The following is a 22,626-nucleotide window of genomic DNA, read 5'->3' as shown; positions in this document are numbered from 1 at the left end:
ACGTGGCGAGCCGTCAGACTGGCCACCATGCCAGAAGCGAAGACGCCGTGGTCGCTGACCCTCAGTGAAGTCGGCCTGCGGCTGGAACAGTTGCGCGAGCGCCGGGGCCTCACGCAAGGCGACGTCGCTCGCCACGAGGTGCTGCGCCAACGCGGCGTCAAGATCGACACGAGCGCCATCAGCCGCCTCGAGCGCGGTCAGCGCCGCCGCGTGGCCCGCGATCTCGTCGCGGCGCTTCTCGAGGTCTACAGGGCCAGCGAGTCCGAGAGCTCAGAAATCCTGGCGCTGCTGGGAGCCGACACCACGCCAGCCGGCCGACCGCGCCCTGCCCTGTGGCGGCGCAACGCGCACCTGCTCGGGCCCATGCAGTTCGAGAGCTACCTGCTCATGGAACGCCGGGCCGCCGGGCTGAAGAACTATGAAGGCGAACTCTGGCCAGGTCTCTGTCAGACCGAGGACTACGCCTACCTCGTCATCGCCCGGATGCGGCCCGATCTTCGGCACTCAGAGGTCAAAGCACTCGTCGACGTGCGCATGGACCGCCAGCAGAACGTCCGAGCCGGCGCTCTCACCGACTTTCGCGCACTCGTGGACGAGCGCGCGCTCCGCGTCGTTGGCGACGACCCGGCAGTGTCGAGACTGCAGATGGAGCGAGTCCTGGAGGAGTCCGAGGACCCTCGCACCACCATCCGGATCCTGCCGGACACCATCGGCCTGCATCCGGGGTCAGCGGGCCCCTTCGTACTCATGTCCTTTCCGGAGGCCGCTCGCCAAGTCGTGTGGGTCGAGACGATGGTCAGCTCGCTGTACTTCGACGGCGACGACGACATGCAGCGCTACTCCGCGACCTTCACGGATCTGTGGGAGCGAGCGCTGGACCCCGATGAGACGCGCTCGCGTCTCAAGAAAAGGATCAAGGAGCTAGAACAGTGACAGCGAAGCCGGACCCTTCCTCGTTCGACCTGACGTCGGTCGAATGGACGGTGTCCTCCCACAGCGGCGGCGGCGGCAACTGCGTTCGCGTCGGCGTGCAGAACGGCCACGTACTGATCGGAGACTCGCAGAATCCCGATCGGCTGCCCCATGTGTACACACCGGGAGAGGCCAAGGCGTGGCTGGAGGGCGCGAAGGGCGGCGAGTTCGACTTCCTGCTCGAGCTGTGACGCGAGCAGAGTAGGGGTAAGTTCCGTGGGCCGACCTTGGTAGATCTGGGGTCGGCCCTAGGTATTTCTCGAACGTGGCTTCTTCCTACGGGCGTGCCGCAGCGCCAGCCAGGGCTCCGATGGCGGTGGTCAGGGCAACAGCGACGGCGGACAATAGGACTCCTCGTTCACGGCTGGCCTCCCTGTGACGGGCCGGTCGGCTTCGACCCAAGACCCCGGCGTGACCTTCCTTCTCCGCCGTCGCCCCGGGGGGCCGTGGTCGTGGTGCGGTGGCCGGTCAGGCACCTCGTGCTCCGGCGTCGAGGGTCTCCGCCGCGCTGAGTGCCGCGAGAACCTGGGCCTGGCCCTCGGCCAGGGGCAGGGTGCCTGCGGTGATCGCCTCGGCGATCCGCGCCGCGTGTCCCAGCGCGATCGCCACCCCGGTCGGTTCCCGGTCTGCGGTCAGCAGCTCGTATCCCGCGCGCAGCGCGGCCGCGAGGTCGCCGTCATAGTCCTCGGGGCCGTTCGCGGTCAGCGGCCGTAGCCACAGGGCGGCATGGGACTCCACGATTCGGGCGTAGGGGCGGTGGTCCGTGACGATGCCGCATCGTCCGCCGGCACCGTCGGCGCTGCGGCGCCCGGTCCAGTTCTCCGCCAGCCATCGGTGGCGTCGGCAGACCTCCAGCCGGTAGTCCACAGACCGGTCGCGTGCGCGGGCGCGCCGTTCGATGACGACGGTCGACGGCTCGGTGCACGTGGTGATCTGGCGCAGGACCGGCACAGCGGGACCCCCTCCTGGTCGCGGGTGAAGGTCTAATCATGGCGAGTGAAGGGAAGGGCTATCGTCCACGATCGAACGCTACGACCGTGGCCTAGGACTCACTTTGAGGCTGGGGTGTGGAGCTGCGGTTCCGTGGGGTCGTCTCCGGGGGTCGAACGTGGCTCGTCGGAGTCCACCCAGACCCCCTCAGCGATCTGGTAACTCCCGGTCAGCGTCTCTCCCTCAGGGAGCCCGCTCGGGAAGATCCAGAAGCCGTTCTCACTCCGGTAGGCGCCTGCGGCCTCCCGGGCCCTCTCGGTCTCGAGGGCTTGGCGGACAACGCCGCACAGCGTGCACGGGCATTCAGCCGGCTGCACATCTGCGAGCCAGGCCTCGTAAAGCTCCTTCCCTCTGTGCATGGGTAGCCCGCGGCTGATGGCGACCGCTTCGAGCATGGCATCCCATCGGACGGTCTCGGTCGCGGGCGGTTCGACGGTGCCTCCGAGGGTCCGGTGGCTGCGCTCTTGGTGGACGTGGCGGAAGACGCGTACGGACATGCCGCGAGCCTGACAGGCCCAGGCACGGCGGGACCAGGGACTTGCGGAAACATGCGCGTCAGGGTCTCCTGCGGCACGACCAGTCGGCGCGGACATGGCCATGGCCCTGACGTCGGTCAGGGCCATGGCGTCCCAAGTTGCAAGCAACGCGACGACGTCGGCGCAAGGCAGCGGGATCTGTTGCAGGGCTACGAGGTAGTGAGGATCCGACCCAGCTCGGCGTCCAGCGCCACTCGCACACTGGGCACAGAGCTCTCCCTGCCGTACGGAACCACTTTGGTCGTACGGCGGAGGAAGTCTTCGATCGGCGGCCGAGGGGCCGTCAGAAGCGCGCTGGCGTCGGCCACACGGAGGCGGAAGACGACGTCGTCTGCGTTGCGCGGATCAGGACCGATCTGTACATCCCCTTCTCCCACCTGCCGGACCAGACCGTCTCGGATGAGGTCGCGGTTCACGTGCCAGACGACAGGCTCGTCACCCATGCTCATGCGGAAGACGATCCGTACGGCGTATGGGTCTTCCAGCGTGTAGTGCAGAAACGCTGTGATGACGAAGCAGGGGTGCGGCTGCGGCATGTGGAGCCTCATCGCAAAGGCGGTGCTGACCGGCTCCTGCACATCAGTGCTCATCGAAACTGATCTCCTCGGTAGTGAATGGCAGGAGTTTCTGGCTGAGGCCGTTGCAGCGTGGTCCCGTCGCGAATCTCTTGCCATCCATGAGCAGGTGTCGACGTTGGTCCCTTCGGGGACTGAGCACGCAACCTACGAGGCGAGGCGGACAACCACCCGGAGCTCACGTCTGTGATCACCGCCGCTAACAGGCCGTGTCCGGTTGACCGGTGAGCATGCGGCGGGGCCACCACCGCGGTGGCCCGCAAGGAGGTCACGACATTGCCCGCCGACTACATCCCTTCGCCGGCCGAGACCGCGGAGGCCGCGCCTGCAGAGACCGAAGATCAGGTGCACGCTGACTACGCCGACTGGAGTGTGGTGACCAGTGCGGACGAGAACCATCCCTTCCCCATCCTGGTGCTGGGGAACGACAGGGCCGAGTTGCATCTCGAGCTGGGCCCGGAGCGACTGGACGAGCTTCTTGGCGCGCTTGCTGCACAGATCCAGGAGAACGGCGACGGCGATCTTGACTATCTGGAGCCCGACGACGCTGAACGGAAGCCCCTGACGAGGCGGATCGGTTCCAAGGCAGTGGCCGCCTCTGGCTGGCCGACCGCGGACCACTGGTGGCGGTCGGCCGATTCGAGTACGCGCATCATCGTCGTCGGCGTCATCGTGGCGGTCATGGTGCTCGGGCTGCTGGTGACGTTCTGAACCCAACGTGACGAGGCGCCGTCCTCTCCAGCCCACGGGTGTGCTGTCAGGCAGTGCGGTCGCTGCTTCCTCGAATGAGAGCGAGTTGCTGTTCATCGGGCAGCTGGTCGAGAAAGGTCGCCTCGCCGTACTGCTCCGTCTTGGCGGCCAGGGCCTCTTCCTCTGTTGCGCCTGGAAGGAGAGCCCAGGTGGCAGTGCACCACGGCTCGCCGTCGAAGTGGTGCAGTCGACCGTGGGAGAAGCACCAGGTGAAGACGGTGGGGTCACTCAATGGTTGTCCTGAGGTGCTGGTAGGGAAAGGTGGTGATGGGCAACGTATCTGGCGGTACCGACAGTCACGCTGTTTCCGCGGAGCGCTCCGCTTCATCGTTCGTCGAGCAGGGTCCCGGGGTCGTGAGGGCGTCGGCCGTGCGGATGCTGGAGTGCAGGGGCCAGCACAGGACAGCCCCGAGTACTCCAGCGCCGCAGATGGTCCACGTTGCAGTCACTCCTCCGCCGTGGCTGAGGGACCAAGCGGCAAGGAGAGGCGCGGCGATGACCGCCAGGGCGAGGTTGCTGCCCCACACGCCGGCGTACCGTCCGTGTGCTCCAGGCGGGGCAAGACGGGCGACGAGGTCTCCTGCTGCGATGAACAGGATGATCTCGCCTGGGACGGCGGCGGCTGCGGCAAGGCAATATCCGGCGGTGGAATCCGCCAGACCGGCCAGGCCCATGCCGGCGCCCAGGAGGAGGGCGCTGGTTGCCAGCAGACCGGTCATGGGCCCGCCGTGCGCCGCGCGTCTGCTGAGCCATGGGGTCATGAACGGGGACAGGATCAGTACGGCGGCCGCGTTCGCTACCTGCGTCCAGCCGTATGCGGTGGCGTCCAAGTTGTCGTAGCTCATCATCATCGGAAGGGCCGTGAAGACGCTGCCGGCGCAGATGAGTGCGCAGAGGCTGGCGAGGGAGAGCAGCCACAGACGGGCGTCGCGCACCGCGTGGGTGTAGCCCGTCTTGGTCTCCTCGGGGTCGGTGCGGCGGGTGTACGGAGGGAGCAGGAGTACGGCGGCCACTCCGAACATTGCGCAGGCGAGCGCGTTGACCCAGAACAGCGTCGGCAGTCCTGCTGTGGCGGCAAGATAGCCGCCCAGTGATCCGGTGAGGGCGGCTCCGATGTTGACGCTGAAGTGTCGCCAGCCGTTCACCAGGACCTGCTGCGCCTTGGTGGGGAAGGTGTCGTCGATGAGCGTGGTGATCACCGGCCGGGCGGCGTCATAGACCACGCCGGTGAGGAGGGCGGCGGTGATGAGCCCCGTCGAGGAGCGCACTTCCGCCAGGATCGGCAGGATGACCGCGGCTGTGGCCATGGCGTAGGCAAGTGTTGCGCGCGGGCCGATCCGGTCGGACAGCCAGCCACCGCCCACCTGTCCTATGAGCCAGCCGGCACCGAAACTTGCCACGATCCAGCCGGTCGTCTGTGCGGAGAAGCCGAGGCTGTCGGCGTGGTAGGGCAGGAAGGGGTAGGCGAAGCCGAGGGCACGGATGGCGAAGGTTCCGATCAGGGCTGCCCAGATGATCGGGGGCCATCGGCGGTTCCCCGCTGATCTTGTGGTGGTGGCCTGCGGCGAAACGACGGCAGAAGGCACGGCTGCTCCAGGGGTCAGGTTCCTTGTGCGGGGGGTGTTCGCGCCGAGGCCTGGTCGGTCAGGTAAGCGCGGGGGTGCGAATGGAGTCCGCGAACAGGGCGGCGGTATCTGCGGCAGCTGCTGCGCCGGTGCTGTCGGGGCGCCGAAGGAGACAGCGAACGATGGGGGAGCCGACTACGACGCCGGCGACGTGAGGGGCGACCTGCTCGGCAAGCTCGGGGGTGGAGATGCCGACCCCGGTGACGATGGGGACGTCGGACAGTCGCTTCAGCCGGTCGGTGAAGGCCTTCAGGGCGGCTATGTCGAGGTGTCCTTGGTAGCCGGTGCGGCCCGTCACGGCTGGGGCGTACAGCCAGCCGCTCGCAGTTGCGGTGACCTGGCCGAGTTCGGTGTCGGTGGCCTGTCGGGGGGTGAACTGCAGGTTGTGGAGTCCTGCCGCCCGGGCGGCTACGGCCCACTCGGCAGCTGCAGCCGCGGGGAGGTCCGGGATCAACGCTCCTGCGGCGCCGGCGTCGGCGAGTTCACACGCAAATCGACGCGGATCGTGCGCTCGGACGGGCTCCCAGTACGTCATTACGAGAACGGAGGCTTGGGTGGTTTCGGCTGTGCGCCGGACCGTGGTGAAGACGTCCTGGATCTGTGTCCCGTGTTCGATGGAGCGCTGGTTCGCCGCGGTGATGGCCGGTCCGTCGAGGGGGGCATGCGGGTGGGGCAGGCCGATTTCGAGAACGTCCGCTCCGGCCACGGAGAGCATCTGCAGGGTCTCGATGTCCAGGCCGGGGGCCGGGAATCCGGCCGGCAGGTAGGCACCGAATACGGGTACGGGCTGGGCCAGCCTGGCGGTGAGACGGGCCGCAGCGGGGGTGATGTCGTGCACGGAAGGTCCTTGGGGGAGCGATCGGCCGGGCCCGGGAGGCCCGGACTACGGGGCGGGGGTGGGAAGCGGATGTGTTTGTTCCTGCTGCGCGTCTCGGAGTGCCCTGGCCAGGGGGCGGCACGCGGCGACGGCGACGAGTGCGCTGCCGACCAGGAGGGCGGCGACCAGGGGGCGGCCACCGGTGTTCAGCGCCAGGGCTATGCCAAGCGGCGGAAGAGAGGCGACGGCGGTTGCTCCGCTGAGGACTGCCTGGTAGCGGCCGGTGGCGTTGCGAGGGGCGTGGGTGGAGATGTAGGCACCGAGCGCGACGGAGAAGGCGATCTCACCGGGGACCAGGAGCGCGGCCGCGGCGGCGTACCCGATGGTGGTGTGCTGCAAAGCGGCGAGGCTGATGCCAAGCCCGAGAATGGCGCAGCCGCAGGCGAGGATGGGGACGAGCGGGTATCTGGGGGTGTCCCCGGAGCCGACGAGCAGCCGGGTGAGGGGTGGAGTGAGCGCCAGGACCGTGATCGTGTTGGCGAGCATCGCCAGGCCGTAGCTGGTGGGCGGGAGTCCGTCGTCGGTCATGAGTAGCGGCAGGACAGAGACCAGTCCCCAGGCGCAGGTCATGCCGCAGACTGCCGCGACGGCGATCCAGCGCAGTGAGGGGTCGGCGAAGACCTGGCGGTAGGTGACGGCCGGGACGTCGGCGCTGTCAGTCGCGGTCCGTGGTGTCAGGACTCGGTAGGCCACGGCCGCGAATCCCAGGCACGCGAGTCCGTTGACGACGAAAAGGGCTTTGTAGCCGTAGTGATGGGCCAGGTATCCGCCGGCTGCCGCGCAGATGGCTATGCCGACGTTGGAAGCCCAGTACAGCCAGGACTGCGCACGGGTGCGGCCGGCTTCACTGTCGATGGTGGCGTTGATCTGCGCGCTGACCGCCGGCCGGTGGATCTCCATCGTCATGCCGAGGAAGAACGAGACCAGGAGCAGGGCGGGAAACGACTCGGCGATCGCGAGGGCGAAGCAGGCGAGGGAGGACAGCGCCATGACGAGCGAGAGGCCGACCCGTTGTCCCAGCCGGTCTGTGAGGGCCCCGGCTGAAGCGAGGCCAGCGCACCAGCCGAGTCCGAATGCGGTCAGTGCTGCGCCTGCGGCCGTGGTGCCGTATCCGAGCCCGTCAGCGACGTAGTAGCCCAGGAAGTCCCATGCGAAGCCGGCGGCCTTGATGAGCAGCGAGGAGGCAAGCAAGGTCCAGACGACGGATCGCGCCGCTCGCATCGCTGGGCTGACGGGCGGGGTGATGACGGTGGGGGCGGTGGTCATGCAGCTGCTCCGGATACTTAAGGGGCGAACGCCCAGTTGTGCTGGTGGGAGAGGGGTGGGTGGCCCGGATTGAGCCCGGACCTGTCGGCCGTCTCTGGAACCCGACGGACAAGTTCGAGCGCCGCGATGCTCAGCCCCGACCGCTTCGTCTTCGTGGAGGTGCGATCTCTTGTTCCAGCTCGAGGTCGGCGTCGATCTCCTGCTGAATCGCCGGGTCGTACCGCGGTTCGAGGAAGACGTCTTGCCAAACCGGTCGAGGTGACAGCGGCTGCCGACGGGCTCGCCCGGGAAGGGTGGTGCGTGCGCCCGGGACCTGTTGGGACCGGTGCGCTGGCTGAGCGGGTGACACTGCGTCTCCTCTTCGTGGCATGACCAAGTGGGCCGCAGAGGGCATCAGCGGTCTGGAGGGGTGGGCGGTGCCCCGGCACTGGGGCCGGGGCACCACCTGTACGTGCGCAGGGAGCCCGCGTTGCGGGCATCGCGTATACGGAGGGCCCAGCGGTGACAGCTCGCACCGCCTGGCAGGTTCGGCTAGCCGGCGAGGCTGAGGAGCATGTCCTTGCGTATCCAGCCGTACGTGTTCGCGGCCATGCCGCTCTTGGACCGGTAGATCAACTTGCCGTAGTACCAGTCACCCTTGCCGCAGTAGATGCGCAGGTCGTCGCCGTCGTAGAGGAATCCCTTGGAGGCGTACGACGTCCCCGGGCCCGATCGGTAGTTGATTCCGTTCCCGTCGACCTGGGCGTTGTGGTCCGCCAGGTTGTAGGTGCAGCTGGAGGCGGTGGCCGCTGACGCTGCCGGTGCCAGGGCGGCCGCCCCGCCGGCCAAGAGGGCCGCGGACAGGGCGACGGTGGTGAAACGGCGGATGGACTTCATGAGTGCTGCTCCTTCGATCGCTGGCGCTTCCTGAACAAAAGCCATAAATGCGACTCGCCTGAGCAGGCGGGGGTAAGGGGTGTTCTCACCCCCGCCTGATCGGTTACGACGTGGCGTTACGCGGCGTCGGGCTTGCCGGCGCCTCGAGCGGCGCGGCGCTTGTTGATGCCGGCGACTCCGAGGGCGGCAACGCCGGCCGCGAGCAACCCACCTGCCGCCAGGCCGAGCTGGGTGTTGCCGTCCGCTCCGGTATGGGCGAGCGATCCGCTCGGCTTGCTGCCTGCCACGTTCTGCGTGGTGTCGGACACCTTGCTCGCTTCGGACTTGCCGTTGCCAGCTGCCTCACCCGCCGGCCCGCCCGACCCGGACCCCGGCGTCGACTCGTCGCCACCCCCAGGGTTTGAGGTCGGGTCCGGGGTGGGGTCGACGCTCGGGTCGGGCTTCGGGTCCGGCTTCGGGTCGGGCTTCGGGTCGGGCTTCGGGTCGGGCTTCGGGTCCGGCTTCGGGTCCGGCTTCGGGTCCGGCTTCGGGTCCGTACCGGGATCGGTGCCCGGGTCGGTGCCCGGGTCCGTGCCGGGGTCCGTACCGGGGTCCGTACCGGGGTCGGTGCCCGGGTCGGTGCCCGGGTCCGTGCCCGGGTCCGTGCCCGGGTCCGTGCCCGGGTCGGTGCCCGGGTCCGTGCCCGGGTCCGTGCCCGGGTCGGTGCCCGGGTCGGTCGGGTCGTCTGCGGGCGTCACGACCGTCTTCGCGTCCGCCTTGGCCCCTTCGTCCCCGGCCGCATCGGCCTTCACCTGCGCCGTGGCGCTCACCTCTGCGGCCGAGGCACCGGTGGTGGCGACGCCCAGCACACCGACTGCCATGACGGCGGCCGAGGCCACCCGCATCATGCGCCGGCGCGGCGTCGTACTCCTTTTACTCATGCGTCTCGCTGCCCTTCATCGCACGTTGGCAGGCCGCCGCGGATCGACGATCTCCAACGAGACGCACAGTAGGAACGGAAGCGGACACCTCCCTCGAAGCGCATTACCGGCGGCCTCGACCACGCGCCGAGGTGGTGACCACTGTCCTGTTGGGCCCCCGTCGTCAGCGCCTCGGCACAGCATTCGGCCGCAGACGAGCCTGTCCGCTCTGCTTCATACGTTCAGGACATGAGTAGTTCACAGCTTCCGACCCACCCAGCGGGGCTCGCAGTGCCGGCACAGGTCCCACCGGTGCCTCTTCGACGCCGTCCAGAGGCTCGCGCACCGCCGAGGGCGCCTCGCGCCGCCAACCGAACGCCGTCTCTCGACAACGAAGGAAGTAATCCATGCGACCTCTGACCCGCCGGGCCGCGACCGCCACCGCGGTCACAGCCCTCATGCTCGGTGGAGCCACCGCCCTCGCCGCTCCCGCATCCGCAGTCGGCTCCACCGCGTGCACCAAGAACGTGGCCGACTACACCGCCTGGACCTCAACCACCGTCCACCTCCGCAACGGCCCGAGCACCAGCTACACGTCCCTGGGCCTGCTGCGCACCGACACCAAGATCACGGTGGCCTGCTACGCAAAGAGCGGCACCTGGGCCCACATCAAGGTCCGCAGCGGGGCCAACTCGGGCAAGACCGGATGGATCAGCGCCTACTACATCTCGGTGCCGATGCAACTGGACTGACCGCACCACCGGGCGCGGCAACTGCCCCTGAAGGTGCCGTTCCGGCCGTCACGCCATGGGTGGCCCTGACGCTCTCGCGTCAGGGCCACCCAGACCAACACGGCCATGTCCCACCGATTCCCTTGAAACGCCACCTGAGCCCTCCACGCCCTCCCTGCGGAGCCTCGGAAGGAGACACATTCCGTGAACCGACCGCCCTTGGCCGCCCACTACGGCCTCGGTGTGATCTTCCCCGTTGTCGTATTGGACAGCAGCGGATGGAAGCAGGCGGCGCCCTGGGCCCGCCCCCAGCGGACCACAGATCGCGATGACCTCCTGGTCCTGCGCTGGTCCGGTTCGGACCAAGACGAGGACGAGTCGGTACAGCTGCTGGTCGCCCTCGCCCGACTCGCACCCGACCCGCTCGACGACGAATCAGCGCTGGCGGCGTATGCCGAGCAGTTGCCCCGCTCCGCACGTCTGATCGCGCTACGACCTTCCGCACTGATTGGCAGCTGGGCAGAGCGCCCCGGACAGCAGCAGCCGGCCCGCCGCGTCGCATAGCCCCTCTCTTACCGCCCGACCTGCATCACATCGGAGTCGCACATGCCCTACACCGACGAACCGGCTGTCGCCGTCATCACCCCGACCGGCCTGAGCAACCGCCGTCTCGCCTACCTGGAGGAGCTCTATGAGAGTCTCCGCCTGCAGAAAGAGGTGACGTGGGAATGGATCATCGCGCCGAATGGCCCGCACGCGGATCCGGATCGTATCCCCGAGCTGATCGCCAAGGACCATCGAGTGAGGGTTTGCGCCCGGCCCGATCCGGGTCCCGCGCCGGCTCGGAATACGGCCCTGAACTACGTGTCCGCACGCTTCGTCGCCTTCGCCGACGATGACGATCGGCTGCCTGAGCGTTCGCTCGCTGTGCGGTACGACCGCGCCATGGACAGTGGGCTCCGGTGGGTCGCCGGCTGGTCCGCCGACTGGCGGTCCGACGGAAGTCTGGAGACGTGGATGTGCCCGACCCCGGTCGGAAGGCACGAGCCCGGAGACGTCTGGACGTACTGGCCGACGGCCACTGGTAGCAAGCCCCCGGTGGGGCACTGCATGCTCCTCACCGACACCCAGCTCGCTCGGGCCGTAGGCCATGGCGGGCTGCACAAGGGTGAGGACTACACCTACGTCATGGGGGTCACGGGCCGCAGTGCCGGGGAACTGCTGCCCGCGGTCGTCTACCATCGGCGCGATCATGAGGACCAGTGGACAGCCGACGCAAGTTACCGCGATCAGGCGGAGTTCGATGCGCGTACGCACGCCTGGAACCAAGGTCGTGCCGAACGCGCTCTCTACCGGGCGCTGCATTCGCCAGACGGCCTGAACGAGGCGAGGTCATTGGTCTGACCTGCAAGCCCGGGCGGTGGCGCCTGCTGAATCATTCCGCAGGCCAAGGGGCTGGCAGCGTTAGGTCACCACGTTCCTCGCGCTGCCGGTCGATCGCTCCGGCCTCATGAAGCCGGCCGACGTGTGGGTCTGCATCATGTCCGCTCGGTCTGCGGCATCGCTGGGACGGCTGGGCGTGGCACAGAGGGCAGCTCAGGCTCAGCGGACACGTGAAGCCGTCGGTGAGACCACCGCACGCCCAGTCGCACTCCGCGGCGCCCAGGGCGAGACCGCGGCGGTCGATGAGGATGCCAGCGCCGAGCAGCTTCAGGTAGTCAGCCTGGTAGAGAGGAGCTGGCACCGGTTGAGTGATCCCATCAGCGCCGAGTCGAGCTCGGTCTTGAAGCACAGTCCCTCTTCTGGTTCGGATCTCGCCGGTTCGGCCTTGCCGTAGGTGCCGTCATGCGGCTGTGAGCTCCGCTTCATCGAGCAGCAGCATGGCCTGATCGAGCACGGTGGGCCTGACGTTGCGGTAGAAGAGGGCGGGCGGCCAGAACAGCTCAATCGGCTCCTGCATCCGCATGGTGAACCACAGCGCCTCACGCATGCTCTCCAGCACGTCGCGCGTCTGGCGCCGTCGCCACGCTCGGCCCGCCCACGTTCGCGCTCCGGCAACGTAAGCGTCCACCAACTGCTGGAACCGCAACAGCGCCCGGCGCAGGTGGTCCTCTGCTACCCAGCCAGCGCTGCTTCGGCTCAGGCCGTATGCCTCGTAGCGGTACACCAGGCCCGTGGCCGCCTGGATCTCCCGCACGACGTCGCTCGACGCCAGAGCGTGGGTGAACTGCTGAGCCGTGATGCGGCGGGGGCGAGCGTGGCGGGCCGTGAACACGAGGTCCTCCGAGGCTGAGGCGGGGTGAGGGCCACAGCTTCGGGCGGTAGCTGGCAGAAGCGAATCTCCCGCGAAATCCGCCTCGGCGCCTGTCACCGTCCGCGGGGTCTGGTGCTCGCCCTCGGTCACAGGGCGCTGAGTGCTTCCTCCGTAGCTGCGGCGACCCCGCCCACCTTCTGCGCCAGCTCCATCAGCTCCTTCTCCTCAGGCTCATCGGCGTTGTCGAGGATGCCGGGGAGCTCGCCGCCCGTCGCGGCGATCACACGCATCGCGCGCAAGAACTCCTCGTAGCGGTCAGCCTCCGCCAGAGCCGCCTTGCTCGGGGGCGCGACGGCAGGCTGGACAGGCTCCTGCGGCTCGTCTCCGAAGCCGTCAGCGTCGAAGTCGGTATCAGCGCCCCAGCCCTCGCTGTCGTCGCGGCGCGAGGCGGGGGCTGCACCGCCCTTCCGGGCCTGGGGCTCGTCCTCGCCGGCCCACATGTCCTCCTCCGGCGGCGCGTTTCGAGAGTGCGCACGGAGCGTCTCGTTCACCGCCTCATCCATTTCCTCCGGGCTGTCGGCATCGGACAGGCGGCTCTCGAGGGCATTGATCACTTCGGCGTCACGGCTCGGAGCGACCTGGCGCAGGGCGCGCTCGGTCAGCTGCAGCTCCAAGGCGTCGTCGCCGAGCCGTTCGGTCAGCTGGTGAGCGAAGGCGGCGAAGCGCGCCAGCCGGTAGCGGTGCGCTCGGGAGGAGTTGGTGAACTCCTTGAGTACGTACTCGCGCGGGTCTCGGTAGCCCAAGGGCTCCCATGCCCTCACACGGACGATCTCCGTCATCGTGCCGTCCAGCTCGTCGGCCAAATGCAGGGCGCGTTCCGTCAGAGTCCGTGCGTACTCCGGAGTGCAGGGTGTTCCCGGGTCGTCGACGACGACGCCGGTGATGACGCCCGTCTCAGGCTCGGTCGCCTTCTCAAGGCTGGTGTCGGAAGTGTGGTCCATGATGATCTCCGGAGGTCCGCCGCTGAAGCCGATGCAGCTAGCACTCTGCCGAGGAAAGCGGACACCTGCGCCCGAGCCCGGAAGGTGGGCTCGGGCGCCCAGGCCGAGATAGGGGTGTGGGCGAGGTCCCGGCAGGAAACCGGCTCCTTGGTGACGCCGGACGCTCGCGTACGGCGCGGCCAGTCGTACGGCTCCGCCTCTGCCTCCCCTGCCGGCAGAGCTCTCGCGTTCGCGCACCTGGCGGCCCTGGTCTGTTCACCGCAGGTTGTGGGACACCGGTTCGCGGCTACGCAGAGGCGGCGACGGGTACCCCTTGCTCAGGGACGGTCGCTGGCACGTCGGTCGGCGTGGGCGGGTTGGGCTCGGGCTCGCCGGCCGGGGCGAGGCGGGGCTCGAACATGGTGCCGCGGCCTTTGGACATTTCCAGCAGGACCTCGCGGGCGGCCTGTGCGTCGCCTAGGGCGCGGTGATTCCCGCCCAGAGCGGTCCACCGGTTGGAGCCAAGCCACACCGCGTAGGACTCCATGAGGCACCACCAGTTGTCGGGATCGGCCAGGTGCATCGGCCGCTTCCCGACGCGATGGGCGTCGTTGGTGACCACGGTGCGGTCGAATTCCTCCTTGTACGCGCAGATCACCCTGCCCCGTGTCACCTTCCGCAGTCGAGGGAGGATCCTGTCGAAGGTCCGGGCATTGGCAGCCAACAGGTCCTCGTCGCTGATGCCGTGCACCCCATACGCCTCGGGCGCGATGGGCGCCTCGGGCTGCACCAGGGTGTTCATCAGCTTCTTACCGCTCGCGGCATCGATGACGGCCACCTCCACGGTGCGCCCGTACAGGTCCGTGGTCTCGGTGTCCAGGACGACGGCCGCGCCCGGCTCCAGCAGCGCCCGGGCCCTGCGGGTGATCCGGCCCCACTTCGGGCACAGGGTGATCTCGCCGGCGTACGGCCCGGCCGCCGGGTCCTTGGCGAGCTCGGCAGCGACGTCCTTCTTCGTCGGAGCACCGTCGCGGCGCACCCAGTCCAGCTCCCAGCTGCCGGTGTACGGGGAGCACCAGGCCCACACAGTCACGCCGTGCCGGTCGGCGAGGGCCTGCGCGAAGCCGCGGACAACGTCGCCCCGGGTGGGGGCCTTCCGCGCGTATGTGCGCAGCGGACTCGGCGCACCCTTGGGCAGGCCTCGTACGGAGTTCCAGTCCACGCCGGGGACCTCCTCTACCGCGCGGACGTCGGCGAGCCGATACAGCGGCACGGTGACCGTTCGGTACCGGCTCGTGCCGGCGGGCATCTCCATAGTGGTCACCGGGGCGAGCCACCCGGCCGCTTCGACGTACCGCAGGTCCGTGGGGTACCGGATCCCCAGCTCCTTGGCGGCGGCCTGACCGGTGATGTGCTGTTCACCCTCGGCCTCGCGGGGAAGGCGGTCGACGTCTGCGGTCAGGTAGCGGCCGAACCGGCCGACCTTCACCCGGCCCTCGTCTCCCATGCGGGCGATGTCCCGCCAGTGCCATCCGATGCGTTCCACGGCCTCGTCGCGGGTAATGCTGACCTCCAGCCAGGCGGTGCGCTCGGCAACAAGCTGCTTCACCAGGTCCGCGTCGAGGGCGAGTGCGTCCTTGGTGCTGTAGAGCGGCCAGCGCTTGTACCAGTCGTAGATCTCGAGGTGCTTCAGCTCGATGAGCTGGTCGATGTCGTCGGCCACGACCGGCACACCAAGTCGCTCGGCGAGCAACGCTGCGGTGCGATGCACGCCCAAGGCTTCGGGCAGTGTCTCCTCGGGCGCCGTGGTCTCCCTCGACGCGGTCTCCACGGCGGTGTCCGTCATCGGTATCCCTCCTGGCAGTTCGTCGTCCTTGCTTGTGTTGTCCAACAGCATGGCGGCCCCCACTGTCACTGCCCGCTGTGTTCGGCCAGCCGCGTGCCAGTCCGAGACCGCTCGTGCCCTGAACGGAGGCATGCGACCCCGCGGGCCTGGACTGCTCACCAGAGCGTGAGCGTCCTGCTGGTGTAGTCGACGACCGGGTCTCCGGCATGTAGGTGACCGGGGGTTGGAGACGGCCGAGCGCCCATACGGTCACGGCGTACTCGTATCCCGCCCTGTGGCGGACGCTCTTCCCGGGCGGTCACCGCTGTCCCTCCTGGGGTGATACGTCGGCCGGTCCCTGCTGAGCGGCGAGTTCGCGGAGCGCCGCGGCGGTGAGCGCGATGACGCCGGCGATCGCCCGCGGGTCGTCCCGGAGCTCCCAGACAATGTCGAGCATCCGCTGCCGGCCGCCCGCGCCGTAGGGCACCTGGTCGAGCAGACGTTGCACCACGGCCTGGGCACGGCGGGTGGCGGCCACCTGGTCCTCGACGTTTCTCAGTTCGGTGGCCAGGCCGCGGCCGAACAGGGCCCGCTGCTCCTCGGCGGCGGTCAGAACGGTCAGGGCATCCGTGTCGGCGGGCACCAGCCGGGTCATGTCCGGGATGCCGGCCGGGGTACGCAGGTGGTCGGGGCAATCCTCGGAGACGATGACTGCCAGGCACATCTGCGCGACGTGGAGTGTGTGGAAGGGCGAGAAGTCCGCAGCGTGCGCGGCCAGGACGGGCAGGCCAGCCGTCAGGGGGGCGTCGGGCCGGGAGTGGGCGAGTGAGTACTCGGCCGCGCGCTGCTGCACGAGGCTCCAGTAGGGGTTCACCAGCGATCTCCGTCCAAGTCGTCGCCGTCCTCGTATTCGTCGGCGCCGTCCTCGTCCTCGCCGTGCTCTCCCTGCGGCCCGTAGCCGCCCTCGTGCATGGACGCCTCGTCCTCGTACTCCTCGAACCGGTACTTGTCCTCGTACGGGTCGTACGGCTCGGCGGCGTCCGCGGCCATCTGCGCCCAGTGGTCCTCCTCGGCCTGGCGCTCGTACTCCTCCCTTTCGGCCGGGGTGAGCCCGGCGAGCCATGCCTCATGCTCGACCTGGCTTGCTGCCGAACGGGCCTCGAAGTAGCCGTTCCAGATGTGCGCGGGGTAGTGCGGGTCCGTTTCGCACTGGGAGTGGCGCGTGAGCAGGTCGAGTGTGTGGTGCCCGGCCGGGCGAGCGCATCGTCCGGCCTCGCCGAAGGGAGCAGCGAGGCCGGAGCAGATGGGGACGAGCTCCGTCGACGGGGTGAGGGGCGAGGCAGGACGGCGGCCGCGCAGCTCGGCAAGAACGTCGGGGAAGCGGCGGTTCGTGTCCCGGGCGATCTGCCGGGCCCGGCGCTTGAGATGGTCGCTGCCTGTCTTGGTCACGGTCGTCTCCACAGCGGGACCCCACGCCTCCCGCCGGACGTTGCGTGAATGGGCGCAGCCGGACGGACAGGTATTCCATGGTGGTGCTGCGCGGGACCCAGTCTCGGTCCTTGTCCGTCGACGCCGCCCCTGTGCGGCGTGGGCGCGGGGCGGCAGCGGAAACGGCGGTTCGCGTCATGCCGTGCCGACACGATACCGGCTGCCGCCGACACCTGGGGAAGACCGCCTGCCATTGGGATGGCCTTCGCTGCATCTGTGGCTGGTGGTGTCCTGCGATAAGAGCTGCTCCGTCCCCTACCCCGGCTTTCCGCCTGCGGGTACCGCCGCGGTGCTCACAGTCGAACTGTGCGAAGAACCGGCGACGCCGGATGGGAGAGCGGCAAGGGGGGAAGTGCCGGGCTGAGTTTCGGACAGTTCGGTAGCGATCCGCCGTTCAGATGCTGGCGAGCGAAGTACGGTGGGCTCATGGCTGAGGCGGGATGTTCCCCCGTCGTCCCGCCTCAGCCGTTATGCCCCCTCGCGTGGCGCAGGGTCTGGGGGTGAGGCGCTCCGTCACCCCTGCGCATGCTGCGGGCGGCCGTCGCTGCAGGACGTCTCGGCACATGGGACCTCTCGGACGCGCCAGTTGCCGTTCCTCGGGATGTGGTCGCACAGGCGGCGCTTGACCTCGCCATGGATGCACTCCTCGCTGATATGGAAGTGGCGGGTGCGCTTCCGTTCCGGCGCTGCCGGTGCGGTGGCGCGTCCGGCTGCCGCTGCTGTTCGGACCTGTTCGGGGTGTGCCGTTCGCAGCAGCTCGGTGATCGGCGACTCGGGCCCAGCAAGATCAGGGGTGGGGATTGTGTGGGGGCGCAGCAGCCGGTTCGCGTTGAGGGGGTCTTCGTCATCCGGCCGGGCGTCAGGCGCCAGGAGGATGCAAGGGATGTCTCGGCGGCCGGGCCCGTGGGGCAGGTCGGCAGGGAGGAGATCAGGCTCCATTCCGTCGTTGAGCAACTCGATGATGCGGAACAGGAGCTGCTGCGGGCTGGTGGGGTCGGCATCCGCCACCTGCCAGGCGGATTGGTGCGGAGAACCGGCCGGCAGAGACGGAAGGCGTTCCGGCCGGGGGTGGCCGATGGTGTGCAGCCGACGGCCGTCGGCTGCGAGGACTGCTTCCAGCCACCACAGGTCGCCCTCCTGGCCGAAGGTGAGATAGGCGGCTCCTGGGATCTGCTCCCGGAGGGTGGAGGCGATCAACGTGATGACGTCGCGGGCGGCGTCGCGCCGCAGAGCGGCGATGTGCTCGTAGGTGAGCAGCGGGGAGATCATCAGAGGGGCGGGCACGGAGCGGGGTCCTCTCGGTCTGTGAGTTCTTGGGTGATCTCTCGGTGCCATTCACGGTGTTCACGAGCGCGCTCGGTGCCGTGGTCGAGAGACTTGAGGCTGTGTCCCGGGCAGCACCAGTCGCGACGCTTACCCAGGCGGGTCATCAAGGCCGCCACGTGTTTTCTCCCTGTCCTGTCCCCTACGTACCTCCGGCGGGCCAGGCGGAGTTCGCCTGGCCCGCCGGTCGGTCGGATTCACCCGTGCTAGAACGGCGGCTCGTCGCTCGGGGGCGCCGAGTTGGTGGCCCACGGGTCATCGGCGGGCGGGCCTCCCGCCGCCTTGGTCGCCTGGCGGGCGTTGCCGAATTCCTCGCGGCCCGTGCCGTTGCCGGTGGTCTTGGCGATCTTGGCCGTGGCGTTCTTGAGGCTCGGCCCGACCTCGTCAACGTCCAGTTCGTAGACCGTGCGCTTGGTGCCGTCCCGGTCCTCGTACGACCGCTGCTTCAGTCGGCCCTGCACGATGACGCGCGTGCCGCGCTGGAGCGATTCCGCGGCGTTCTCCGCCGCCTGCCGCCAGACCGAGCAGGTCAGGAACAGGCTCTCCCCGTCCTTCCACTCGTTGGTCTGCCGGTCGAAGGTGCGCGGGGTGGAAGCCACACGGAACTTCGCGACCGCCGCGCCGGAGGGAGTGAAGCGCAGCTCCGGGTCGTCGACGAGGTTTCCGATGACGGTGATAACGGTCTCTCCTGCCATGCAGCTTCTCCTGGTGTGAGTGGGTGGCGGCCGACGTGCACGTGCCGGGGGGGGTGGCTCGGTGTGTGCCGGCCGCCGTGGGGTGGTGACGAACGAATGGTGTCGGGAGAGGGCGGCGGCTGCGAGATCTCGCGAATCTCAGGCCGCCTGCACTTCGTGGGTGTTACGTCGATGGGTGGCGGCCGCTGCCTGCGCACGCAGGTAGTCGGCCATCTCCTGCGGGTCGTCGCGGAGGTCGAGGAGTTCGTCGGCGAGGCGCCGCGCCAGGTCTGGCTGATGCCAGGACAGAGCCTCCAGCAGCCGTGTGCTGATGCCGGCCAGGGTGGTGGTCATGGCGGTGTAGGCCAGTAGCTGGACGTCAGGGTCGAGGTACTGGCGTTCTGTCTCGGTGCGGCGCAACGCGGCCAGTCCTTGGTCGAGGATGTGGTGGCGCAGCTCGGTGGTGGACACGACGGGCGGTCCCCTTCATGTGCGGATGGGGTGAAAGCATCATCGCCCGCAATCCGGACACCCCCTGCTGGCCGTGTCAGTCACGGATGGCACGGCCAGCAGGGGCGGATCAGACGCTGTGCACGACCTCGGGCCGCTGGTCGGCTCGGGCCACGTACCGCTCTCCGAGTACCCGAGGTGCGCGGCCGGAGGCGCGGTCGAGCATCTCAGCGCGCCATCCATTGCCGGGAGGGACGGGAACGCCGTGCGGGGAGACGGCGTCGATGGGGAGCTTCAGCGCTGCTGCCAGCTCACGCCGCTCGGCGGTGGTGATCTCCTTGCTTCCGGTCCGGCGCTGAAGCGCGGTGGTGATGTGCAGCCACCCGTCGGGCTTCCGCGTCACCGACCAGTGCTTGCCGGTCTGCTTGCGCAGACCCGCGCGGAGCCCGTCCTGGACGTCCTTCTCACGGTCGAGCCTTACCGAGTCCCGCCCGGCGGCGTCCGCCGGGTCCACGCTGATGCCGCCTTCCGACCACACCTTCGGCGTCTTGACCGGCTTGCCGGTCTGCCCGTCGACGGCGCCGGCCGCGTACAGCCAGCGGCCGTCCTGCGCCTTCGCGAACTGGTCCGCTCGGCTGCGCTCGCTGCCGCGCCATGCTGCCCGGACCTCCCTGATCTGCGCGTACGACTTGCGGGTGAACCCTTCCTCCGGGGCGTCCTTGGCCGTCTCCTCCCGAACCGGGGCGGCCGCGGGCAGCGGCGCGCTACGCAGCGGCGAGCCGACGGCCGGGTGGTCGGCGGCATACCGCTTGGCCATGGCCAGACCGACCACCCGAACGTGCCGGCAGGTGTGGTTCTTCTTGAAGTCCCGGCAGGTGCACTGCAGGGTGGCGCCGTCATCGCGGTCCGTGGACAGCTTCATCTGCCCGTCCGCGTCGTTCCAGGCGACCGCCTGACCGGTCACGCTCGCGTCCAGGAACTTCGCTCGCGCCTGTGCGACCGCGACCTTCCCCGAGGAGAGCTCCGTGTCGATCCGTCGACGGTCGGCGTAGAGGAGCGACCCTTCGTTGCCGAAGCGCAGTGCCGCGCTCGGCGGGACCGTTGCGACCGCCGGAGGCATCTGGACCGGCCGGCCGGCGGCACGGGCGGCCTGCTTCTCCGCCTTGATCCGGGCACGGCGAGCGGTGTCGTCCTGCCCGGCCCGGGAGCCGGACACAGGGCAGGAGTGCGCGGAGGTCATGGAGGCCCACTGACCGCAGGTGGCGCACTTGCGCTGCACCGACGCCTCGGTCGCTTCGGCCACGTTCTCGAACTGGTAGGCGACGTTGTTACCGTTCTTCGCCCAGACCGACTGGCTGACGTAGCTGGTCAGGGACGAGGCCGCCATCATCTGCTGGTACTGGCCGGGTGACATCCGGTAGGCGTACGTCTTGGCCGGCATCACCTGTCCGTCGCGCTTGCGCGTGTACGGCCGGGTCGTGACCTCGAGGTAGCCGGTGTCCGGGTTGTAGCCAACCTGCTGGATGCGTGCAGAAGCCGGAGCGTTCGACGTGCGGGCCTTCGACAGAGCTGTGGCCGTGGATATCTGCGCAGGGTCGATCCCCGCGTCCAGGAGCCGCTTGTCGATATCGATGCTCTTGGCGTACCAGTCGTCGTACAGGGCGTTGTCGGCGTCGGTGAGCGGCGCGGTGTCGGGGTTCTGCCCGCGGAGCTCGGCGCGGCTGCGGATCTTCTCCCGGATTCGGTCGGCCTCGCGAGCGTGCTCTTCGACCTCGTCGAACAGGGCCGCGTTCGGGCATTCGTCGCGTGCGTGCCCGAACTGGCCGCAGCCACCGATGCAGCGGATTGCCGCACCCGCGATCTCGGCCTTCTTGTCCTTGAACTGGATGCCGGCGTGATCGCGGTAGGCCTCCTCCGTCTTGGCCTGGCTGCGGAGCTTCTCGAATTCCTCCTCGTCGTAGCTGCCCTGAGCCTCCAGATCGTCCATCTTGGAGTAGATCTTCTCCATCGCCCTCTGGCGCTCGTTGACCCGCTGGCGCAGGTCTTCCAGCTCCTCGACGCGACGGGCGTTCGGGCACTCGTCCTTCAGGTGCCCGAACTGTGCGCACTGCTCGCACTTCACGGTGCCCTGGCCGACACCGCCGACGAGGGAGTTCGTGATCTGCTGATCATGCTGCAGAGCCGTGTCACGTTCCCTGCGCATCTCCTCCATCTTGGTGAGCCCCGGGCCGATGTGCGCCCAGTTGTTGCGGGCGGCTTCATCCGCCCGCTCCTGGTGGCCACGGATCTCCTTGTCCAGCTTCTTCCACCGCGCCCGGGCATCGTCCCGCTGTGTGACGAGGAACTGGTTGGGGCAGGCGCTCCGCTCGTGACCGAACTGGCCGCAGCCGCCCTCTCCGGTGCACTGCACGTTGCCGGTGCCCGGCTCGGCAAGCCGTACCCGCTGCGCCGAGGTCAGGGCCGGGCGGGTGGGAAGCGAGGCCAGCTGAGCGCGCCGTTCCTCCTCCATGATGCGCAGAGCCTCACGGGAGACGTTGCTCTGACCGATGTCGGCCTGCTGCCGGGCGGTAAAGCCTGAGACGGCCAGCTGGTCCCGCCACTTGTCCGTCAGGGAGATACGCGTGTTCTCCCGCTCCGACTTCTGCCGGCGGACGAGCGACTTCCAGCGGCTTCGGGCCGCTGCGGCCGAGATGCCCATCGTGCGGGCGTAGACGTCGAAGTACCCGTCCTTCGCCTCCTGGTTGCGCTGAAGAAGCACACCGAGGCGCTGCATCGCCGCCAGGTCCTGGCCGCGCATCTTGTGCTTGGGCTGCAGCGGCCGGCCGTGCTCGTCCTTGCCCGTCTTCAGCCGGGCGATCTCCTGATCGATCCGGGTGACCATCCCCGGCTGCCGGTCGCTGTCCCGGTACTTGTCGGCCTGCGAGATCCGCGGGTCGCTCTCGATCTGCTGCTTGAGGCCCTTGAGGAAGGCCAGCTGCTCCTTCTCGGTGGGAGCCGGGAAGCCCTCGTACTGGTGACCGAACTCGTGCACGCCCGACTGCAGCTCGAAGTCGTCGTAATCCGTGTACCCGAGCTGCCTGAGCAGGTGCTTCTGATAGCCGATGACCGCCGAGCGGCCCTTGTTCTCGCGGCAAACCACGTTGTGCCCCTCCAGTGGATGTCTTACTGAAGGGCGATCTTGCGACTCAAAGCGGACAGCCCCCGTTCGGGCTGCCTGGGGGCCGAACGGGGGCTGTCACTGGTTGTCGTCGCGGAAGTCACGGCGCATGGCGATGACCGGGGGGCACAGCAGCAGCAGACCGATGAGACCGAGTCCCGGCTTGTCGAGCAGCAGGCCAAGGCCAGCGGTCACTGAGCCGGCGAAGGTGAGCACCAGCATGGCCCGGCGCCGTTTTCGGTACTCGTTCCAGGCGGCGAAGGCGGCGGTCGGCGGCAGCAGGTGCATGGTGATGAAGGCGATCAGCTCCCTCACCGCTGGAGGCCTCCTTCTTCACGTGTAGGCGCCGTCGGAACTCGCGCCGCCGGCGCGGCCGTC

The 22,626-nt window shown here is 68.8% G+C and carries 25 protein-coding genes; 6 read left to right on the top strand and 19 right to left on the bottom strand.

Annotation, left to right across the window (positions count from 1 at the left end; genetic code table 11):
* Nucleotides 1-27 precede the first annotated feature (27 nt).
* Both ABT170_RS13830 and ABT170_RS13825 read left to right on the top strand, forming a co-directional pair.
* On the top strand, nt 28-933 hold the full coding sequence (locus tag ABT170_RS13830; RefSeq protein ID WP_351866900.1) for a helix-turn-helix domain-containing protein: 906 nt from the start codon (nt 28-30) through the stop codon (nt 931-933).
* Nucleotides 930-1,163: a DUF397 domain-containing protein gene (locus tag ABT170_RS13825; RefSeq protein WP_351866898.1), complete on the top strand. Its 234-nt coding sequence runs from the start codon at nt 930-932 to the stop codon at nt 1,161-1,163. Before ABT170_RS13830 ends, ABT170_RS13825 begins: the two co-directional genes overlap by 4 nt.
* 277 nt (nt 1,164-1,440) lie before the next feature.
* Here ABT170_RS13825 and ABT170_RS13820 read toward each other — a convergent pair whose 3' ends face one another.
* The 3 genes from ABT170_RS13820 to ABT170_RS13810 form a co-directional block, all read right to left on the bottom strand.
* Entirely contained in the window at nt 1,441-1,923 is a 483-nt protein-coding gene (locus tag ABT170_RS13820; protein ID WP_351866895.1) for a hypothetical protein, read from the bottom strand.
* 98 nt (nt 1,924-2,021) lie between these two features.
* On the bottom strand, nt 2,022-2,459 hold the full coding sequence (locus ABT170_RS13815) for a hypothetical protein (protein ID WP_351866893.1): 438 nt from the start codon (nt 2,457-2,459) through the stop codon (nt 2,022-2,024).
* 188 nt (nt 2,460-2,647) lie between these two features.
* Nucleotides 2,648-3,088 carry an SsgA family sporulation/cell division regulator gene (locus ABT170_RS13810; RefSeq protein ID WP_351866890.1) on the bottom strand — a complete coding sequence of 147 codons (441 nt, stop codon included), beginning with the start codon at nt 3,086-3,088 and terminating at the stop codon, nt 2,648-2,650.
* Nucleotides 3,089-3,325: 237 nt separating this feature from the next.
* On the opposite strand from ABT170_RS13810, the gene ABT170_RS13805 reads away from it, so the two are divergent.
* The gene (locus tag ABT170_RS13805; protein ID WP_351866887.1) at nt 3,326-3,784 is read left to right on the top strand and encodes a hypothetical protein; all 459 of its coding nucleotides are present in this window, start codon (nt 3,326-3,328) and stop codon (nt 3,782-3,784) included.
* Nucleotides 3,785-3,830: 46 nt separating this feature from the next.
* On the opposite strand, the gene ABT170_RS13800 is transcribed toward ABT170_RS13805, so the two are convergent.
* The 6 genes from ABT170_RS13800 to ABT170_RS13775 all read right to left on the bottom strand — a co-directional run bounded on the left by ABT170_RS13800 (nt 3,831) and on the right by ABT170_RS13775 (nt 9,387).
* A complete protein-coding gene (locus ABT170_RS13800) occupies nt 3,831-4,055 on the bottom strand; it encodes a hypothetical protein (protein ID WP_351866884.1) in 225 nt (74 codons plus the stop codon).
* A 64-nt stretch (nt 4,056-4,119) separates the two neighbouring features.
* Nucleotides 4,120-5,409 (bottom strand): MFS transporter, encoded by a 1,290-nt coding sequence (locus ABT170_RS13795; RefSeq protein WP_351866882.1) that lies wholly within the window; start codon nt 5,407-5,409, stop codon nt 4,120-4,122.
* Between the two features lie 58 nt (nt 5,410-5,467).
* Entirely contained in the window at nt 5,468-6,286 is an 819-nt protein-coding gene (trpA, locus tag ABT170_RS13790) for a tryptophan synthase subunit alpha (protein WP_351866879.1), read from the bottom strand.
* 45 nt (nt 6,287-6,331) lie between these two features.
* Nucleotides 6,332-7,591 carry an MFS transporter gene (locus tag ABT170_RS13785; RefSeq protein ID WP_351866876.1) on the bottom strand — a complete coding sequence of 420 codons (1,260 nt, stop codon included), beginning with the start codon at nt 7,589-7,591 and terminating at the stop codon, nt 6,332-6,334.
* 531 nt (nt 7,592-8,122) lie between these two features.
* The gene (locus ABT170_RS13780) at nt 8,123-8,467 is read right to left on the bottom strand and encodes an SH3 domain-containing protein (protein WP_351866873.1); all 345 of its coding nucleotides are present in this window, start codon (nt 8,465-8,467) and stop codon (nt 8,123-8,125) included.
* A 116-nt stretch (nt 8,468-8,583) separates the two neighbouring features.
* Entirely contained in the window at nt 8,584-9,387 is an 804-nt protein-coding gene (locus ABT170_RS13775; protein WP_351866871.1) for a hypothetical protein, read from the bottom strand.
* Between the two features lie 386 nt (nt 9,388-9,773).
* Between ABT170_RS13775 and ABT170_RS13770 the strand changes: the two genes are divergently transcribed.
* The 3 genes from ABT170_RS13770 to ABT170_RS13760 all read left to right on the top strand — a co-directional run bounded on the left by ABT170_RS13770 (nt 9,774) and on the right by ABT170_RS13760 (nt 11,501).
* The gene (locus tag ABT170_RS13770; RefSeq protein WP_351866868.1) at nt 9,774-10,118 is read left to right on the top strand and encodes an SH3 domain-containing protein; all 345 of its coding nucleotides are present in this window, start codon (nt 9,774-9,776) and stop codon (nt 10,116-10,118) included.
* 183 nt (nt 10,119-10,301) lie between these two features.
* Complete coding sequence (locus ABT170_RS13765; RefSeq protein WP_351866865.1) at nt 10,302-10,661, top strand: hypothetical protein; 360 nt, start codon at nt 10,302-10,304, stop codon at nt 10,659-10,661.
* Nucleotides 10,662-10,703: 42 nt separating this feature from the next.
* Entirely contained in the window at nt 10,704-11,501 is a 798-nt protein-coding gene (locus ABT170_RS13760; protein WP_351866862.1) for a glycosyltransferase family 2 protein, read from the top strand.
* 439 nt (nt 11,502-11,940) lie between these two features.
* Here the strand turns inward: ABT170_RS13760 and ABT170_RS13755 are convergent, their stop codons facing one another.
* From ABT170_RS13755 to ABT170_RS13710, 10 genes are all read right to left on the bottom strand, one after another.
* Nucleotides 11,941-12,372: a hypothetical protein gene (locus tag ABT170_RS13755; protein ID WP_351866859.1), complete on the bottom strand. Its 432-nt coding sequence runs from the start codon at nt 12,370-12,372 to the stop codon at nt 11,941-11,943.
* 125 nt (nt 12,373-12,497) lie between these two features.
* Complete coding sequence (locus ABT170_RS13750) at nt 12,498-13,352, bottom strand: hypothetical protein (protein ID WP_351866856.1); 855 nt, start codon at nt 13,350-13,352, stop codon at nt 12,498-12,500.
* 286 nt (nt 13,353-13,638) lie between these two features.
* Nucleotides 13,639-15,177: a 3'-5' exonuclease gene (locus tag ABT170_RS13745; protein WP_351866853.1), complete on the bottom strand. Its 1,539-nt coding sequence runs from the start codon at nt 15,175-15,177 to the stop codon at nt 13,639-13,641.
* A gap of 298 nt (nt 15,178-15,475) precedes the next feature.
* Complete coding sequence (locus ABT170_RS13740) at nt 15,476-16,030, bottom strand: hypothetical protein (RefSeq protein ID WP_351866850.1); 555 nt, start codon at nt 16,028-16,030, stop codon at nt 15,476-15,478.
* Entirely contained in the window at nt 16,027-16,605 is a 579-nt protein-coding gene (locus ABT170_RS13735; protein WP_351866847.1) for a hypothetical protein, read from the bottom strand. Before ABT170_RS13735 ends, ABT170_RS13740 begins: the two co-directional genes overlap by 4 nt.
* Nucleotides 16,606-17,157: 552 nt before the next feature.
* A complete protein-coding gene (locus ABT170_RS13730; protein WP_351866844.1) occupies nt 17,158-17,928 on the bottom strand; it encodes a hypothetical protein in 771 nt (256 codons plus the stop codon).
* Between the two features lie 245 nt (nt 17,929-18,173).
* Complete coding sequence (locus tag ABT170_RS13725; protein ID WP_332757075.1) at nt 18,174-18,662, bottom strand: single-stranded DNA-binding protein; 489 nt, start codon at nt 18,660-18,662, stop codon at nt 18,174-18,176.
* 138 nt (nt 18,663-18,800) lie between these two features.
* Nucleotides 18,801-19,112, bottom strand: coding sequence for a hypothetical protein (locus ABT170_RS13720; RefSeq protein ID WP_351866841.1), 312 nt, complete (start codon nt 19,110-19,112; stop codon nt 18,801-18,803).
* Between the two features lie 109 nt (nt 19,113-19,221).
* The gene (locus ABT170_RS13715; RefSeq protein WP_351866838.1) at nt 19,222-22,230 is read right to left on the bottom strand and encodes a hypothetical protein; all 3,009 of its coding nucleotides are present in this window, start codon (nt 22,228-22,230) and stop codon (nt 19,222-19,224) included.
* A 96-nt stretch (nt 22,231-22,326) separates the two neighbouring features.
* Nucleotides 22,327-22,563: a hypothetical protein gene (locus tag ABT170_RS13710; protein WP_351866835.1), complete on the bottom strand. Its 237-nt coding sequence runs from the start codon at nt 22,561-22,563 to the stop codon at nt 22,327-22,329.
* Between the last annotated feature and the right edge of the window lie 63 nt (nt 22,564-22,626).

It is taken from the genome of Streptomyces sp. NPDC001787 (genome assembly GCF_040297465.1).
GTDB lineage: Bacteria > Actinomycetota > Actinomycetes > Streptomycetales > Streptomycetaceae > Streptomyces.
The sequence above is the reverse complement of the archived record's forward strand: the minus strand, read 5'-3'. Positions and strand labels throughout refer to the sequence as shown.

Bases quoted from the DNA above. Each gene is read 5' to 3' on its own strand.
- ABT170_RS13750 (WP_351866856.1), bottom strand. From the start codon at position 13,352: ATGGACCACACTTCCGACACCAGCCTTGAGAAGGCGACCGAGCCTGAG.
- ABT170_RS13760 (WP_351866862.1), top strand. From the start codon at position 10,704: ATGCCCTACACCGACGAACCGGCTGTCGCCGTCATCACCCCGACCGGC.
- ABT170_RS13775 (WP_351866871.1), bottom strand. From the start codon at position 9,387: ATGAGTAAAAGGAGTACGACGCCGCGCCGGCGCATGATGCGGGTGGCC.
- ABT170_RS13780 (WP_351866873.1), bottom strand. From the start codon at position 8,467: ATGAAGTCCATCCGCCGTTTCACCACCGTCGCCCTGTCCGCGGCCCTC.
- ABT170_RS13785 (WP_351866876.1), bottom strand. From the start codon at position 7,591: ATGACCACCGCCCCCACCGTCATCACCCCGCCCGTCAGCCCAGCGATG.
- ABT170_RS13810 (WP_351866890.1), bottom strand. From the start codon at position 3,088: ATGAGCACTGATGTGCAGGAGCCGGTCAGCACCGCCTTTGCGATGAGG.
- ABT170_RS13745 (WP_351866853.1), bottom strand. From the start codon at position 15,177: ATGACGGACACCGCCGTGGAGACCGCGTCGAGGGAGACCACGGCGCCC.
- ABT170_RS13725 (WP_332757075.1), bottom strand. From the start codon at position 18,662: ATGGCAGGAGAGACCGTTATCACCGTCATCGGAAACCTCGTCGACGAC.
- ABT170_RS13830 (WP_351866900.1), top strand. From the start codon at position 28: ATGCCAGAAGCGAAGACGCCGTGGTCGCTGACCCTCAGTGAAGTCGGC.
- ABT170_RS13815 (WP_351866893.1), bottom strand. From the start codon at position 2,459: ATGTCCGTACGCGTCTTCCGCCACGTCCACCAAGAGCGCAGCCACCGG.
- ABT170_RS13770 (WP_351866868.1), top strand. From the start codon at position 9,774: ATGCGACCTCTGACCCGCCGGGCCGCGACCGCCACCGCGGTCACAGCC.